Below are 15933 nucleotides of genomic sequence, written 5' to 3' on the forward strand. Positions count from 1 at the left end.
CGTCTCGTAAGACTTCAATTTTTTTGATCAACCTCTAACAAAAGCTAGTAAGTCGATCTTCTGAAGTCTCCAGCGAGCGCCCACACAAATTATCTGATTATCTATTTTAAAGAGCGTTGCCGTACCACTTAAGCTGCTTCGTTTCTCTTAAAGAGTGAAGCCCTGTCCGTGTCAGCGAGGGCGTATATTAAGGATCTACAGATTTAGTGCAAGTAGTTTTTTAACTTTTTGTAAAAAAGTTTTTAAGCAAAGGGAATTGCTTAATACGCATCAAAAGAAGAGGAGCTAGAAAGGCAGTTACCCATAGAGCAATCGTGATATCGCTTTTCACCTGCCACCATAGATGGGCGACGATAGCTAAGGCTGCGAAGTAGACATATTGATGCAGTTTCTTCCAATTCACACCAAGACGCTTCATCATTTTTTTGGTGCTCGTCATTGCCAATAAAAGCAAAATGACAAAGGCAAATAAACCGATATAGATATAGGGGCGCTGCAATACATCTTGGATGATCCACTGCCAACTGAGGCCTGCATGAAACACTAGATATATCAGTAAATGGAGCAATGCATAAAAGAAAGCACTCAGGCCAACAAAACGACGGTATCTATTTAAGAACTTAAAATTAGTATTTTTAACAATGGGTGTTATTAGAAGCACACCCACCATGGCGACACTTGCCCAAATACCACTTAGTGTCATAAGGGGTTCAGCAGGGTCAGGAAAGTAGCGCCCAGTTAATAGTGAATACACCATCCATGCCAATGGTAATAGAAACACTACCAGTACAAAGGGCTTTTCTTTCCTATCCCAAAACTTTGCCACGTTTAGTAGTTCCTTTTTAAATCCATTCCCGAATACAGGCCTGCGACTTCATCGTAGCCATTAAACATTTCGGTTTTGATAACATTAGGGAAAACGATGCCACCTGGCAAACGTCTTTCTTGACCTTGTGACCAACGTGGATGATCAACCTGTGGATTTACATTGGCGTAAAAACCGTATTCGCTGGGTGCCAACATACTCCAAGTGGTTTTAGGCATATGCTCAACAAAACGAATTTTCACAATAGACTTGATACTCTTGAAACCATATTTCCAAGGCAAAACGAGTCGAACAGGAGCACCATTCTGATTAGGTAGAACACTGCCATACATTCCAACAGCAAACATAGCTAGTGGGTGCATTGCTTCATCTATTCTTAGCCCTTCTCGATAAGGCCATTCAATCCCGCCGCCATTCTGCCCAGGCATTTGTTTAGGATCATAAAGTGTTTCGAAGTACACATATTTAGCTTTTGAGGTGGGTTTAAACTGTTTCAGTACATCACCTAGCGACACACCAACCCAAGGAATAACCATCGACCAAGCTTCTACACAACGCAGCCGATAAATACGCTCTTCTAGCGCCGACATGTTGATAATATCGTCTAAATCAAACTCGCCAGTTTTCTCTGCTTCGCCTTCTACCGTGATCGTCCACGGAGTAGTTTTTAAACTTGCGGCTCGCTCCTCTGGATCCCCTTTACCATAACCAAATTCGTAGAAATTATTGTAGGTGGTAGCCACATCAAAAGGCGCAACGTTTTCCCCTGCGCCATAAGCTGTTTCTTTAATCGAATTAAATGCATTGGCAATATTTGCGTGAGGCTGCAAGCTATTACCAGATTGCACTGCTGCAATAGCGTTACCGACCAATCCAGAACCTAGGGCCAAACCACTAGAGGCCTTCATAAACTGGCGGCGATTTAAATAAACGGACTCATCGGTAACTTCATGTTCAGCACAATCTGAACGGCGTTTTTGACGAATTAGCATGATAGACCTCCTATGTTTAATAAGTAGACACAAGTGAGTCTAACAAGTTCAAAAAAAAGCCCCCGTTAGGAAACCTCGACATTAACGAAGCTTCCTAACGGGGGCTGATTGCGATCTCTAAAATTTATCGAAATCGTTTTGACACGATTCCAAGCAATCCCCAAATACCATAAAGGCAAAACAATCCCATCAGCACTAATGCGGGCTCTAGGGCGATCAGTACTAAGGATAGAACTGCGATCAACAGAACCACAAAAGGCACTCGCCCCTTTAGATTTAAATCTTTGAAACTGCGGTATTTAACGTTACTCACCATTAGCAAACCTACAATCGGCACAAGCAAAGCCATAATAGTAGACAAAGCCTCTCCTGAAACACCCTTATCATTGGCCGCCCAAATAACACCTGCAACAATCGCCGCTGCGGCTGGGCTTGGCAAACCTGTAAAGTAGCGTTTGTCTTCAATTCCTACCATGGTGTTAAATCGAGCCAATCGCAATGCAGCCCCAACAGCATAAATAAAGGCAGCAATCCAACCGACTTTGCCTAAAGGCGCTAGAGACCAAGTAAAGACCACTAGCGCAGGCGCAATACCAAATGACACCATATCTGCCAATGAATCGTATTCAGCACCAAAAGCACTCTGTGTTCTCGTCATCCGAGCAACACGACCATCCAAACCATCGAATACCATCGAGATAAATATTGCGACTGAGGCATTTGAGAATTCACCATTCATCGCCGCAATAATGGAGTAAAAACCAGAAAACAGAGCGGCCGTGGTAAATAAGTTTGGCAGTAAATACACTTCTCTGCGTGGCTTTTTAAGGGAGTCTTCACTGCTTGACTCAATAGCGTCATCTTCTTCTAACGCGCTTTCTTTTTCGTGCACTGACATATCGTTACCTTAATTATTTGAATCAAACGACCAGTTTTTTAAATGCTCGTTTTGCCGCCGCTATCGTAAAATCGATATCTTCATTGGTATGAGCCTGTGAAATAAACCCAGCCTCAAATGCTGCAGGTGCGAAGTATACGCCTTCTTCCAGCATATAATGATAAAAGGCCTGAAATTGTTGCAAATCACATTCTTGCACTTCGCTAAAACGACTTACTTTGTCTGCTTCCGTAAAGAAGAAGCCAAACATACCGCCAACGCTGACGACACAGAAAGGCACGCCAGCTTCGTCCGCCGCCGTTTTTAATCCTGTCACTAAGCGCTTGGCTTTTTCAGCGAGTTGCTGATGAAAACCCTGAGCACTGATATTATTCAGCACAGCCAAGCCTGCCACCATGGCAACTGGGTTGCCAGATAAAGTACCGGCCTGATAAACAGGGCCTAATGGTGAAATATGAGACATAATTTCGCGCTTACCGCCAAATGCCCCCACTGGCATGCCAGCGCCAATGACTTTACCCAAAGTCGTCAAATCTGGCGTAATGCCAAAATGTTCTTGCGCACCACCTAGAGCAACACGAAAGCCAGTCATGACTTCATCAAAAATGAGTACTGCGCCAGACTCATCACACGCTTCGCGCAGGGTCTCTAAGAATCCCGCTTCCGGCAAAATACAGTTCATATTGCCGGCAACAGGCTCAACAATGATACAGGCAATTTGATCGCCGATCTCTGCAAAGCATTGTTTAACGCCTTCAATATCATTGTATTGCAAGGTCACGGTATGTTGAGCAAGATCCGCAGGCACGCCTGGAGAGTTTGGCACACCAAGTGTCAAAGCACCTGAGCCTGCTTTCACTAGTAAAGAGTCCGAGTGGCCGTGGTAACAACCTTCAAACTTCACAATTTTATCGCGCCCCGTGTAACCACGAGCCAGTCGAATAGCACTCATAGTGGCTTCAGTACCTGAGTTCACCATGCGTACCATGTCCATAGAAGGAACAAGCTCGCAGACTTTTTCTGCCATGGTGATCTCGATCTCGGTTGGCGCACCAAAGCTTAAGCCTAAATCCAACTGTTCACGAACAGCATTCAATACATCTGGATGGGAGTGACCAAGAATCATTGGCCCCCAAGAACCTACATAATCAATGTAACGTTGCTTATCTTCATCAAATAAATAAGCGCCCGACCCTTGTTGAAAAAAGACCGGCGTGCCGCCGACACCGTTAAAAGCACGAACAGGAGAGTTAACACCACCGGGGATACGGTGTTGGGCACGAGCATAAAGTTCTTCAGAACGACTCATAGTGATATAAATCCATAAAAATTTAAAACATGGACAGGGATACAAACACCTATCCGATAAAGTATAAAAAAGTCTCGACTGGCTATTAATCTTCTTTCAATAAGAACTCGTCCAATCGATTACGACGCACCAGACAATATGTACTATCGGGTAAGTGCACCAAAACCTCTGTGTTTTTGGTGGTTTGAAACCAACTCAACATGGTTTCTAAAGAATCAGGCTCTTCTAAGCACACCAATGATTGGCAATCTAACGCCAACATAACATCGATGCAATTCTTATCTTCTTGAGTAACCAGCCAAGGCTGAGGACCTTCATTTAATGTTTGTAAAAGATCTAAAACCTCACCGCAATCCAGTAGATACCAGCGACGTCTGTGCTCAAACACCGCATAGTCTAGCATACTCGCAGCAAAATCTTTCACTTGCTCAATTGGTAACAAATGGGGAATGACGATCACAGAGTCCGCTACAGGAGCGATCTTTTGCCTACGCAAATGACGCTGGAATGCGCTCACACTCGATGAAACCCCCATGTGCTCAAGCCTTTCAATGAAGATCGACTCCTGACCCAATAAGGTTTTGGAAACTAAACAAGACAGCACGATGACAAACAGGGCTGGTGCAATCACCTCAGATGAATGGGTCATTTCTATCATGGCGAGCAAAGCCGTTAACGGTGCTTGAAAGCAGGTGGCCATCATGGCGGCCATTCCCAACAGAGCAAACAAAGCCATATTACTGCCTGTCATATCAAACCATAAAGCAACTTGAACGCCTGCTAAGCCACCAATCATAAAGGTTGGACCTATCATTCCACCGGGAATACCTAAACCAAGGCTTATCGCACTCAACAGAACCTTCACCAAAATAAGCGCCAGCAAAGAGTAGCCAATAAGCTCTCCATGCAATAGTTGAGAAAATGAGTCAAAACTACTGCCCATTGCTTGGGGCAAGTAGATGGCAACAGCCACAGTAATAAGAGCGACGACCGAATAGCGCCAATGCACAGCAATAAACTCAAGCTTCCATAGATGCCGCTGCAGCTGAAAGAAAGTACTGGCTAAAACCACGATAAAAAGCACTAATGCTAAACAAGCAAAGACCAAATCTGTGGTAATAAAAGATAGAGTGATATTACCCACATCAAAGACCTCAATAGGCCCGATTAGATAACGACTTACGTGTGTTGCGATGACCGCTGACAAGAGAATCGGCAATACATAACGCATTCGATACTCTAAAAAGATGACTTCAAAAGCGAACAAAACACCCGCTAAAGGGGTATGAAAACAGGCCGCGATACCACCCGCCACGCCACAAGCAATAAGTGTCTCGACACTGTACTGGGACAATTTATTACGCTGAGCAAAACCCGCCCCGAGAGACGCACCAATGTGCACCGTCGGACCCTCTTTGCCCACAGATAAACCGCCGACCAAAGCGATCACTGCCGAGAAAAACTGCACTACGGCATTACGCCACGGCAAGCTGCCTTGGTGGTAATTTAATCTCTCAATGACAAAAGGAATGCCGACTTTACTGTGTTTTTTTGGCAAGAACGAAAAAAGCCCGATCAGTAACAAACAAGCTACTACAGGCAGAGCGACTCTTATTTCTACCGGTAAAGATTCAAAGTCATCAATACCGCCGTTCATTAAGGGCTGTAACGGCAGGTATATCAGCATATAAAACAATGCCATGACCAAGCCACTGAGTACGCCACATACCGCACCTAAAATCGACAAAATCATCAGATCACTGTGGTGTTGAGTTTTGGCTTGCCATTTTTCTTTTAAATTTAATCCTTTCAGGCTCATACCTCACTTTCAACAAAGCCAAAATTCGGGCACTATTAATTGCATCACATTTAAATTCAAAATTACCATTTTTTCGGTAAAAACAGTAGGAAAAGACACGTGTATAAAATAGGAATCGTAGGTGGAACGGGTTATACCGGTGCCGAGTTATTAAGACTTCTCGCCAATCATCCTGAAGTGGAAGTAAGCGCCATCACTTCACGCAGTGAAGAAGGCAAACTGGTTTCTGACATCTACCCTAGCTTACGCGGCCACTACGACCTACGTTTCACTAACCCAAGCGTTGATGAATTAGCAAAGTGTGACCTAGTGTTTTTTGCTACGCCACACGGTGTTGCCATGGACCAAGTTCCTGAATTAATTGATCGTGGTATCAAGGTTGTCGATTTAGGGGCAGATTTTCGTATCAAGGATACCGTTGAGTGGTCTAAATGGTACGGCATGGAACACAGAACTCCAGATTACGTTGCCAAGGCGGTCTATGGTTTACCTGAAATAAACCGTGAAGCGATCAAGGGCGCACAACTTGTTGCGAACCCGGGCTGTTACCCAACGGCAACACAACTTGGTCTCATTCCATTACTAGAAGCAGGTTTAGTCGATCCTGCGCACCTTATTGCAGATGCGAAATCTGGTGTTAGTGGTGCGGGTCGCGGTGCCAATATTGGCTCTCTATTATGTGAATCCAGCGAAAGCTTTAAAGCCTATGGGGTGGCGGGTCACCGTCATTTACCGGAAATCAAGCAAGGTTTACAGCTCGTCAGTGATCAAGCCATTGGCTTAACCTTTGTTCCTCACCTAGTGCCTATGATCCGTGGTATCCATTCTACTATGTACGCCACACTGTTAGACACGTCTGTAGATCTACAGAGCTTGTTCGAAGAACGTTATAAAGATGATTTCTTCGTTGATGTGATGCCTGCAGGCAGCTTGCCAGAAACACGCAGTACTAAAGGGGCAAACTTCTGTCGTATCGCGGTTTACCGCCCTCAAGGTGGTGATAAAGTGGTGGTGTTATCTGTCATCGATAACTTAGTGAAAGGCGCGTCAGGTCAGGCCATCCAAAACATGAACCTAATGCTAGGTTTAGCTGAAAACCAAGGCTTGACTGCTTTAGGCATGATGCCATAACAGTCCGTCACGTTAGGCGCTCTTGTCATTAAGCGCGCCTAACTAAATTCTATCGACTCGCTTTGTTAAACACATATGAGTCATGACCTTATGTAAATTCGGCCACGTCTCAATCTCTTCACGAATTTCATTCAGGCGCTTCATGGTTGGCGCTTGCACAAGCAGTAATAAATCCACGTCACCACTGATGGAGTGGGCAAGTTTCACTTCTGGGATGCTTTCCACCATAGGCACGACGAGATCGCAAGATAATGGACGGAATGTCAAAGCCAAATAAGCCTCAACACCCTCTTCTTTTGAAACCGCCGTATGGGCATGATACCCAGTGATGACCCCTTGCTCTTCCAGACGTTTAATTCGGTCGGAAACCGAGGAGCGAGATAGGTTTATCTGTCGACTAATGTCCGACACAGACAAACGTGCATCTTTAACCAACAACGCTAAAATCTGTTGGTCATAACGATCTAAAGCCATATTGATTCCTATCTATCGCTAAAACCTAGCAATTTGACGAAACATCCGACAGTTTGCGAGGCAATAACCACACTTTGCTTAGCCCATAAAAATGCTTTTCATCATATCCTTTCATCATTCATTTAACAGCTCTTTTTGTCTATTTTTCAAGGACATCCAATGCAATATCAACGAACACTCGGCCCGCTTCAGGGCATGGCCATGACAGTCACCACCTTTATTGGAACAGGGTTGATGATCTTACCCGCTATATCCGTCACTCAAGCTGGCTCTTTTGCCTTTTATGCTTGGCTCATCACCGCAGCCATGGTGATCCCTATCGCCTTTATCTTTGCTTTCTTAGGAGCGAAGTACCCCTCTGCTGGGGGCGCATCACACTATATTGGTAAGGCATTTGGAGCACATTATGAAAAAGCCGTCGGCTGGCTTTTCTTGAGTATTCTACTGTTCGGCCCAGCTGTCGCCGTAAAGGTGGCAGCAGCCTACCTAGGCATAATCATAGACATTCCAGAGATGAACTTATTGGTACTAAGCTTGATCACCATTATTGCGCTGACACTATTTTCCGTGGCGGGCATTCAAGCTTCAGCACGCTTTCAGACAGGTGTCGTTATTGTGATGATTCTGACCATTATCTGGCTGTGTGTCATTGCCGACATTGGCAGCAGTGTGAGTGTGATCGCCACTCCTGAAAGCCCTTCCGACTGGCAAACAACCTTATATGCCACAGGGGTCATATTCTGGTGTTTTCTCGGCATAGAGGTCATGGCCCACATGGGCGCGGAATTTAAGAACCCTACACGAGACTTTCCTATCGCTCTATTAGGCGGCATTACATTGGTTATTCTGGCGTACCTTAGCTTGGTGTTATTGATCGCCTACCACCACACCTATGGTGATGAAGTGACTAATAGCCAATCTCTTGCCTTACTGGTCAATAAATTAGTAGGAGATACTGGCAGCAAGCTTTTTGCACTAGGCGCTTACATTATTGCTTTCGCTAATGTTGCCATCTACATTTTAGGCTTCGCGCGTATGGTTCAGTCCTTAGCCACACAAAACGCGCTGCCTCATAAGTTTGCGCTACTATCTCCACAAGGCACGCCGATTAATGCCGTGTTACTGGTATGTTCCATCGTACTCTTATCGATTGTTTTTTCTGAATTGTCCGGCTGGGAAATGGCGTGGTTTATCGAAATGACCAACAGCAATTTTTTATTGATCTATGCTCTCACCTGCATTGCGGCATTTAGATTGGTGAACAACACACTTAAAGTTCTTGCAGCATTAGCGCTAGTAAGTTGCCTTGGCATGGCGTTCTTTATTGGCATAAATATGCTCTTTGCGATCGCGATTATGATCACTGCGTTGTGTTATGAGCAATGGCGCAAAGCCCATCACATAAGTGAGAAGAATAACGCACTTTCATAGCTTCAACGCTAAATTATTAGCTGAATCCTTTAGCGTCCAATATCTCTCTTTTTTGCAAGAATTGGACGCTACCCTTCTATTGGTATGTCACGAAACTGGCACAGTAACGACATAAGAATGTCATTAAAATACCTTAACTTTAGTCTCCCCTGCCCATCAACTTCGGAGATAAAAATGCTAATAAACCACTTTCGTCGTACTCTAGTCGCCACTTGCCTAGCAGGTGTTGCCCTAACCGCCTCGGCCAATTCTTTTCAGCGTGTTGCCAGTTTCCCTGTTGCTCAGAATCTAGGCAGCAAGCCTATTGCTACCGAAACATCAGCGGAAATCATCACAGCGTCGGAAGATGGTAATACCCTCATTTACTCTGATAGCCCATTGGGTGGTATCGGCTTTGTTAACATCAAAGACCCTCATAATCCTCAAGCGGCGGGATTCTTATCCCTAGATGGCGAACCTACTTCCGTAGCAAGTATTGCAAACTGGGTGGTTGCTGGCGTAAACACTTCCGAAAGCTATGTAAAACCTAGCGGTTATTTAGCGGTAATAGATCTTAACAGCCAAAAAGTTGTACAGCGTTGTGACCTTGGCGGCCAACCCGATTCAGTCGCGATTTCAAAAGATGGCAAGTACATCGCCGTGGCGATTGAGAACGAACGAGATGAAGACCTAAATGATGGCGAGATACCACAGCAGCCAGCAGGCTATCTATCGGTCATCGACTTCAATATGGACACTGGTATTTGCCAAAGCGTTCATAAAATAAACCTTAACGGGCTTGCTGAGATTGCACCGAATGACCCAGAGCCAGAGTTCGTCGCTTTTAACGACCTTAATGAAATCGTGCTTACTCTGCAGGAAAACAACCATCTGATCATTATCGACGCTAACAGCAAAAAAATTGTTAATGACTTCTCGGCTGGCACAGTAAACCTTTCTAACATTGATACCAAGCGTGATGGCGCCTTGGTCTTCAATGAGAGCTTAGAAAACGTTAGACGTGAACCCGATGCGGTCAAGTGGCTCGACAATGAGCGTTTTGTGATCGCAAATGAAGGTGACTACAAAGGCGGCGCTCGCGGCTTTACTATTTTTAACAAGCAAGGGAATGTCTTGTTCGAAAGCGCGGAAAGCTTCGAGCATGAAGTTGTAAAAACAGGTCATTACCCAGAAAAGCGCTCCAATAAAAAAGGGGCTGAGCCTGAAGGTTTAGAAGTCGCTAAATTCGGCAACGAAACTTATATTTTTGTCATGTCAGAGCGCGGCTCTATTGTCGGGGTTTATCGTGACACAGGCGCAGCACCAGAGCTTATACAAATGATGCCTTCCGGTATCGCTCCAGAATCTGCCATTGCGATTCCGCAACGAAACATCATTGCTACCGCCAATGAAGCAGACCTTGTGGAAGATGGAGGTGCTCGCTCTCACGTGATGCTCTACCAATGGCAAGAACAAAATGCTAACTACCCAAGCATAGTGTCGCAAAACAATGCTTCTGGACAACCGATAGGTTGGGGGGCGTTATCTGGCTTGGCCGCTGACTTGAAAGCACCAGGCAAACTATATGGGGTTAACGATAGCTTCTATTCCGCACAGCCTGCTATTTTCACCATCGACGCAAACCAAACACCGGCTCGTATCACCCATAAATTAACCGTGACACGCCAAGGAATGCCAGCAGAAAAATTGGATTTAGAAGGCATTGCGGTTGACCCTAAAGGCGGCTTTTGGCTAGCCTCTGAAGGCCATCCTGATAAAGAAGTCCCGCACGGAATTTACCATGTCACGGAATACGGTGAGATTGACCAAACCATACCTTTCCCTACTGAACTACTAAAACATCAGCTACGTTTTGGGGCTGAAGGCATCGCTTTAGTAGACGATGCCTTGTGGGTCGCGATTCAACGACCTTGGAAAGACGATGCTAAAGATCGCACCAAGTTATTACGCTACGACCTTACCAACCAATCATGGCAAGCGGTTTACTATCCGTTAGAACCAGCTCAAAAAGGTTGGATGGGGCTGTCTGAAATTACCGCGCACGATGGCATGTTGTATATCTTGGAAAGAGACAACCAACTGGCGCAAGCAGCGAAAGTGAAGCGTTTGTACAAAGTGGATCTAAGCTCATTAAAACCTGCCGCTATCGGCTCGCAACTGCCTCTGGCGAAAAAGGCACTAGTACACGATTTCTTACCAGAGTTAAAAGCGGGTAATGGCATAGTGGTTGATAAAATTGAAGGCTTCACTCTTGATAGCCTAGGTCAAGGCTATGCAGTAACGGATAATGACGGCGTCGATGACAGTACAGGTGAAACTTACTTCATCAAGCTTGGTACACTTCGCTAAGCTAGTTACTCTTTCGTAAAAAACAAAACGGCCTCAACTTTGAGGCCGTTTTTCTTTTTTGAACCCGCTGTTCCATCAGTAAAGACCACTCTTTTATTGCCTTACAGGCCTTCAAAATTGCTGTACAATGGCGCGAAATTGAACTCATAAATATTCTTGGAGAAAACCATGCCTTTATTAGACAGCTTCCGTGTAGACCACACCAGAATGGACGCTCCAGCGGTACGTATTGCCAAAAGCATGTCGACCCCTAAAGGTGATGACATCACCGTTTTTGATCTACGTTTTTGCATACCAAACGAAGAGATTTTATCGGAAACAGGTATTCACACGCTTGAGCATTTATTCGCCGGCTTCATGCGTGACCACTTAAACAGCGACCAAGTGGAAATCATCGACATTTCCCCAATGGGCTGTCGTACAGGTTTTTACATGAGCCTGATTGGTACACCAGCAGAAGACCAAGTGGCTTCAGCCTGGAAAGCAGCGATGCAAGATGTATTAGGCGTTAAAGCAAAGAACGACATTCCTGAGCTTAACGAATACCAATGCGGTACATACGAAATGCACTCCCTTGAAGAAGCGCAAAAAATCGCCCAAATGATTTTAGACCGCGATGTGAAGGTGAACAGCAATGAAGAGCTTTACTTGAGCGAAGAGTTCCTAAAAGAACACAGCTAAGCAAAGCTTAAAGAAACGAAAAGGGTGTCCAGTGGACACCTTTTTTATGAACTCTGATACAGGCTTTAAGTTGTTTTATTAAGCCGTGGATTTTACCGTAAACAAGCTGACTCCCATGCCGACGAATAGCCCACCACTAATACGATGAAACCACTTAACCTTCTTGCCATCCGATAGTAAACGTTTTGCCTTACTCCCCAAATACCCGTAAGTAACTAAAGACATAAAAGAAAAAAGCATAAACACGCCAGTCATGATAGTGAACTGGGGAAGAACGGCTGACCCTATCGTTAAAAACTGCGGGAACAAGGCTGCAAAAAAGACGATAGGCTTGGGGTTGGTAATGGCGACAACAAAACCCTCTCTAAAATAAAGGCTCCAAGCTTTTTCATCACTGCCTTGTGCTTCAGACAAAGTCTGCCCGTTAAGTGCTTTACTACTACGCCATTGCTTTATTCCCAAATAAATTAAATAGGCCGCACCTATCGTTTTAACTAGGGTAAACAAGCTGGAAGACGTCATCAAAATCGCACTGAGACCACTGGCAGAAAGAGCAGATAAGACAAACAACCCCATAATATTACCTAATGCAGAAGCCGCAACACATCGAATACCATGAAGAGCACCATTGTAAACGGCCAAAAAAACAGCAGGGCCAGGGCTGATGATATAGAAGAAGGCAACAGCGCAGTAAATCAGCAAAGTATCCGTATTCATTTGTCCCTCAAATATTTATCCTTGTGGAATATTGTTAAGCTTGCCTCATGTGCAAGCAACTGGTTGCGTCACCCTAACGAGCGAAAAAATGGCTTTAGGGTTAAATCACTTTCCATACTAACAAAAAATTATTGGCAGGCATGTTAATTTGCGCCACCAGCTGCATATTTTCAGCCCACTCTTTAAGCTCGGCAATATCACGAATACCACCACAACCACTCTCTGCTAAATGCTGATCAAACTGTCGATTGCCCTCGCTGGTGTATTCACCATCAATATTCATTGGCCCATATTGGCAAAAGATGCCACCGCGTTTGAGGTGTTTACCTATGGTTTGCATCATCAGCTTAGCATCGTGCTTTTGCATAATATGAGTCGTATTGGCAGTAAAGACCGCATCGGCGTCTACAGCTGGCCAGTCGTTCTTACCCACATGAAACACCACTGGGGCGCTCACATTTGGCAACTCTGCTTCCGCTAACCATGCATTGATGCTCGGATGATTCTCCTGCATATCACTGGTTTGCCAATTGAGATGCGATAAGTGTTTTGCAAAAAAAACCGCATGTTGGCCGGTGCCAGAACCAATTTCGAGCACTTGCTGACGGTCTTTAAACCACTCAGTTAACTGCTCAAGAATGGGGTGTTGATTTCTTTCACATGAAATTGAAAAGCCTTTACTCATATGGATCGCTCAGTCTTTATTGAAAATGTTTTTATCATCTCCTTTAGCCTAAAAATTAACAATGCTTACCCCGTTGAAACCTTTTAGTTTGCGCAATTTCTTAGGCATACATGCCAGTAAAACCTACGCACTGAACTCTTTTAAAGCTGCCAATGCATCATCCGCTTTGTCTGCTGGAACAAAGATATGGTCATGGTAATAAGCTGCGATCACATTGGCACTAATGCCTCTATTTGCCAATTTATTTGAGATGGCCGCGGTCAACCCCACCGCCTCTAAACTGGAATGCACGGTCAAAGTGATTTGCTTAAAAGTTCCGCTAAAAGCAAGATCAGCCTCTTCTGCCATGCTTTTTTCCAGTACTAAGGTGACGCCTTCTTCTTCACAAAAAATGCCGATGGGATTTAATGACACATACTCACTTACTGAGCCATCTAGCGTACAAAATACATAGTCAGTCTCTTTTAAAGCAGGCTCCATTGAAGCCAATAAGGTTTCTAACTCTTTTATTCCCGACATAACCACTACCGTTTCAAATTAAATTCAAAGATGACCAAGTAAACCAAGAGTACGTCACTTGTGGCTTAGAGCAAAATCAACATCTCCACACATTCACATAACAAAACAATTCTTACTATCTTGTCGTGTTCTAGCATTTTCCAAAACCCTATAGTGTGATTACATGTAAGGGCATTCATTAAATACCACAAGGATATAGGTAGCTATTATGTTTCAAATTCCAACATGGCGTAAGTTCCTTGCCATCACCCCTCTCTATCTGATCAGTACCAGTTTATTCGCAGCAGGTCAGGCTGCAGACACAGTTGCCCCAGAAGCCTCGACAGGTCTTCAAGAACAAGCACTAATCAAAGCCAAAAACTACATGGTGGCGAGCGCGAATCCAGTCGCCAGCCAAGCGGGCTACGATATTCTAAAAGCCGGTGGTTCAGCCATAGATGCACTCGTTGCCGTACAAATGGCACTAGGTTTAGTAGAGCCTCAGTCATCCGGTTTGGGTGGTGGTGCTTTTGTTATGTATTACGACGCCAGCAAAAAACAACTCACCACATTCGATGGTCGTGAAACGGCACCAATGGACGCCACACCGGAACTTTTCCAAGACGAAAAGGGTGAGCCTTTATCTTTTTACACTGCCGTTGTGGGTGGTCGTTCAGTGGGAACACCGGGCACGGTAAAATTAATGGGCGAATTGCATGATCGCTACGGCACTCTACCTTGGGAAGACCTACTTGCCCCCGCAGCTCAGCTCGCTCAAGAAGGTTTTATTGTTTCGCCACGCCTAGCAGAATCGATCAAAGGTAGTGCGGAGCGCCTATCTCGCTACCCAGAAACCAAAGCCTATTTCTTCAATCACGATGGCACGCCTAGAGAAGCGGGCTCTAAGCTTACTAATACTGCCTATTACGAAACGTTGAATCTTTTATCCACCTATGGTCCAGAAGAGTTTTACACAGGCAGAATTGCCAAGGACATTGTGACGAAAGTACAAGGCATTGGGGATAACCCCGGAGTCCTGTCCGAGCAAGACTTTGCCAACTACAAGGTGAAAGAGCGTACCCCTGTGTGTTTACCATACAAACAATTCGATATCTGTGGCATGGGTCCACCGAGTTCCGGCGCTCTAACTGTGGGTCAAATTATGGGCATCACAGAGCAATTTAATCTGGCAGAGATGGGACCAAACTCCCCTGAGGCATGGCAGATTATCGGGGATGCCTCTCGTTTAGCCTTTGCGGATCGTGGCCGCTATATGGCCGACACAGATTATGTGCCTATGCCAGAAGGTCTTCTTGATAAGAGCTACCTTGCCGAACGTGCTAAGCTCATCACACCCGGCAAAGCTTTAGATTCAGTGGCACCAGGTTCACCCCAGTGGCGCTTCCCGATCGCTCAAGCAGACGATATCGCCATCGAATTGCCTTCCACCAGCCATATTTCAATTGTGGATAAAGATGGCAATGCCGTGTCGGTCACGACCACCATCGAAAATGGCTTTGGTTCCAACGTGATGAGTAATGGTTTCTTGTTGAACAACGAACTCACCGATTTCTCGTTTAAGTCTTTCCAAGATGGTTACCCAATTGCCAATCGCTTAGAGCCGGGTAAACGCCCTCGCTCTTCTATGTCACCAACCATAGTGATGAAAGACGGTGCCCCTTACCTTGTCGTAGGTTCTCCCGGTGGCTCGCGCATCATTGGTTATGTCGCGAAAACCCTCATCGCGCATTTAGAATGGGGCATGGATATTCAGCAAGCCATCTCGCTGCCAAACATGCTTAACCGTTTTGGTACTTATGATATAGAAGAGGGTTCAAACGCCGAGGCTTTTGCAAAACCTCTGACTGATATGGGTTTTAAGATCTCCGTGCGTGACCTGAACTCTGGTATTCAAGGAATTATCGTTGAAGACAACCAGTTACTGGGCGGTGCAGATCCAAGACGAGAAGGTTTGGTGTTAGGAGACTAATACAATAACGGCGTGCCCTAGGGCGCGCCGTTTTCTTGGTAACTTGAACGAGACTATCCATCTCCCCATTGCCGTTTACTCAAAAATTCCACCTGCGCCAATTCACTATCTGATATCCCACCTTATAGATAGC

The 15933-nt window shown here is 45.1% G+C and carries 14 protein-coding genes; 5 read left to right on the forward strand and 9 right to left on the reverse strand.

Translation table 11 applies throughout. The features are described 5' to 3' along the window. Positions 1 to 220: 220 nt before the first annotated feature. From msrQ to ACUM5Y_RS12840, 5 genes are all read right to left on the reverse strand, one after another. Positions 221 to 826 (reverse strand): protein-methionine-sulfoxide reductase heme-binding subunit MsrQ, encoded by a 606-nt coding sequence (msrQ, locus tag ACUM5Y_RS12820; RefSeq protein ID WP_445977272.1) that lies wholly within the window; start codon positions 824 to 826, stop codon positions 221 to 223. Between the two features lie 2 nt (positions 827 to 828). Next, entirely contained in the window at positions 829 to 1818 is a 990-nt protein-coding gene (gene msrP / locus ACUM5Y_RS12825; RefSeq protein WP_445977273.1) for a protein-methionine-sulfoxide reductase catalytic subunit MsrP, read from the reverse strand. 124 nt (positions 1819 to 1942) lie between these two features. Next, positions 1943 to 2716, reverse strand: coding sequence for a CDP-diacylglycerol--serine O-phosphatidyltransferase (pssA, locus tag ACUM5Y_RS12830; RefSeq protein WP_445977274.1), 774 nt, complete (start codon positions 2714 to 2716; stop codon positions 1943 to 1945). Between the two features lie 22 nt (positions 2717 to 2738). Further along, a complete protein-coding gene (gene hemL / locus ACUM5Y_RS12835) occupies positions 2739 to 4025 on the reverse strand; it encodes a glutamate-1-semialdehyde 2,1-aminomutase (RefSeq protein ID WP_445977275.1) in 1287 nt (428 codons plus the stop codon). Between the two features lie 85 nt (positions 4026 to 4110). After that, the gene (locus ACUM5Y_RS12840; RefSeq protein WP_445977276.1) at positions 4111 to 5844 is read right to left on the reverse strand and encodes a chloride channel protein; all 1734 of its coding nucleotides are present in this window, start codon (positions 5842 to 5844) and stop codon (positions 4111 to 4113) included. A gap of 99 nt (positions 5845 to 5943) precedes the next feature. On the opposite strand from ACUM5Y_RS12840, the gene argC reads away from it, so the two are divergent. Continuing rightward, positions 5944 to 6975: an N-acetyl-gamma-glutamyl-phosphate reductase gene (gene argC, locus ACUM5Y_RS12845; protein WP_445977277.1), complete on the forward strand. Its 1032-nt coding sequence runs from the start codon at positions 5944 to 5946 to the stop codon at positions 6973 to 6975. 42 nt (positions 6976 to 7017) lie between these two features. On the opposite strand, the gene ACUM5Y_RS12850 is transcribed toward argC, so the two are convergent. Further along, positions 7018 to 7449 (reverse strand): Lrp/AsnC family transcriptional regulator, encoded by a 432-nt coding sequence (locus ACUM5Y_RS12850; RefSeq protein WP_445977278.1) that lies wholly within the window; start codon positions 7447 to 7449, stop codon positions 7018 to 7020. A gap of 159 nt (positions 7450 to 7608) precedes the next feature. Here ACUM5Y_RS12850 and yjeH point away from each other — a divergent pair, with 159 nt between their 5' ends. From yjeH to luxS, 3 genes are all read left to right on the forward strand, one after another. Further along, positions 7609 to 8880, forward strand: a complete 1272-nt coding sequence (yjeH, locus tag ACUM5Y_RS12855; protein ID WP_445977279.1) for an L-methionine/branched-chain amino acid transporter — start codon at positions 7609 to 7611, stop codon at positions 8878 to 8880. Positions 8881 to 9054: 174 nt separating this feature from the next. Next, a complete protein-coding gene (locus ACUM5Y_RS12860) occupies positions 9055 to 11229 on the forward strand; it encodes an esterase-like activity of phytase family protein (protein WP_445977280.1) in 2175 nt (724 codons plus the stop codon). Between the two features lie 168 nt (positions 11230 to 11397). After that, positions 11398 to 11910 carry an S-ribosylhomocysteine lyase gene (luxS, locus tag ACUM5Y_RS12865; protein WP_445977281.1) on the forward strand — a complete coding sequence of 171 codons (513 nt, stop codon included), beginning with the start codon at positions 11398 to 11400 and terminating at the stop codon, positions 11908 to 11910. A gap of 78 nt (positions 11911 to 11988) precedes the next feature. Here the strand turns inward: luxS and ACUM5Y_RS12870 are convergent, their stop codons facing one another. The 3 genes from ACUM5Y_RS12870 to ACUM5Y_RS12880 form a co-directional block, all read right to left on the reverse strand. Then, on the reverse strand, positions 11989 to 12627 hold the full coding sequence (locus tag ACUM5Y_RS12870; protein WP_445977282.1) for a LysE family translocator: 639 nt from the start codon (positions 12625 to 12627) through the stop codon (positions 11989 to 11991). Positions 12628 to 12727: 100 nt separating this feature from the next. After that, complete coding sequence (locus ACUM5Y_RS12875) at positions 12728 to 13312, reverse strand: DUF938 domain-containing protein (RefSeq protein ID WP_445977283.1); 585 nt, start codon at positions 13310 to 13312, stop codon at positions 12728 to 12730. A gap of 123 nt (positions 13313 to 13435) precedes the next feature. After that, positions 13436 to 13831, reverse strand: coding sequence for an ACT domain-containing protein (locus ACUM5Y_RS12880; RefSeq protein WP_445977284.1), 396 nt, complete (start codon positions 13829 to 13831; stop codon positions 13436 to 13438). A gap of 208 nt (positions 13832 to 14039) precedes the next feature. Between ACUM5Y_RS12880 and ggt the strand changes: the two genes are divergently transcribed. Continuing rightward, entirely contained in the window at positions 14040 to 15800 is a 1761-nt protein-coding gene (ggt, locus tag ACUM5Y_RS12885) for a gamma-glutamyltransferase (protein WP_445977285.1), read from the forward strand. Positions 15801 to 15933: the final 133 nt, after the last annotated feature.

The sequence above is a fragment of the Marinomonas dokdonensis genome (genome assembly GCF_052747885.1).

What these genes read in the sequence shown, in the direction of transcription:
- msrP (WP_445977273.1), bottom strand. Translation starts at nt 1,818, where the DNA reads ATGCTAATTCGTCAAAAACGCCGTTCAGATTGTGCTGAACATGAAGTT.
- pssA (WP_445977274.1), bottom strand. Translation starts at nt 2,716, where the DNA reads ATGTCAGTGCACGAAAAAGAAAGCGCGTTAGAAGAAGATGACGCTATT.
- hemL (WP_445977275.1), bottom strand. Translation starts at nt 4,025, where the DNA reads ATGAGTCGTTCTGAAGAACTTTATGCTCGTGCCCAACACCGTATCCCC.
- ACUM5Y_RS12840 (WP_445977276.1), bottom strand. Translation starts at nt 5,844, where the DNA reads ATGAGCCTGAAAGGATTAAATTTAAAAGAAAAATGGCAAGCCAAAACT.
- ACUM5Y_RS12850 (WP_445977278.1), bottom strand. Translation starts at nt 7,449, where the DNA reads ATGGCTTTAGATCGTTATGACCAACAGATTTTAGCGTTGTTGGTTAAA.
- yjeH (WP_445977279.1), top strand. Translation starts at nt 7,609, where the DNA reads ATGCAATATCAACGAACACTCGGCCCGCTTCAGGGCATGGCCATGACA.
- ACUM5Y_RS12860 (WP_445977280.1), top strand. Translation starts at nt 9,055, where the DNA reads ATGCTAATAAACCACTTTCGTCGTACTCTAGTCGCCACTTGCCTAGCA.
- luxS (WP_445977281.1), top strand. Translation starts at nt 11,398, where the DNA reads ATGCCTTTATTAGACAGCTTCCGTGTAGACCACACCAGAATGGACGCT.
- ACUM5Y_RS12870 (WP_445977282.1), bottom strand. Translation starts at nt 12,627, where the DNA reads ATGAATACGGATACTTTGCTGATTTACTGCGCTGTTGCCTTCTTCTAT.
- ACUM5Y_RS12875 (WP_445977283.1), bottom strand. Translation starts at nt 13,312, where the DNA reads ATGAGTAAAGGCTTTTCAATTTCATGTGAAAGAAATCAACACCCCATT.
- ACUM5Y_RS12880 (WP_445977284.1), bottom strand. Translation starts at nt 13,831, where the DNA reads ATGTCGGGAATAAAAGAGTTAGAAACCTTATTGGCTTCAATGGAGCCT.
- ggt (WP_445977285.1), top strand. Translation starts at nt 14,040, where the DNA reads ATGTTTCAAATTCCAACATGGCGTAAGTTCCTTGCCATCACCCCTCTC.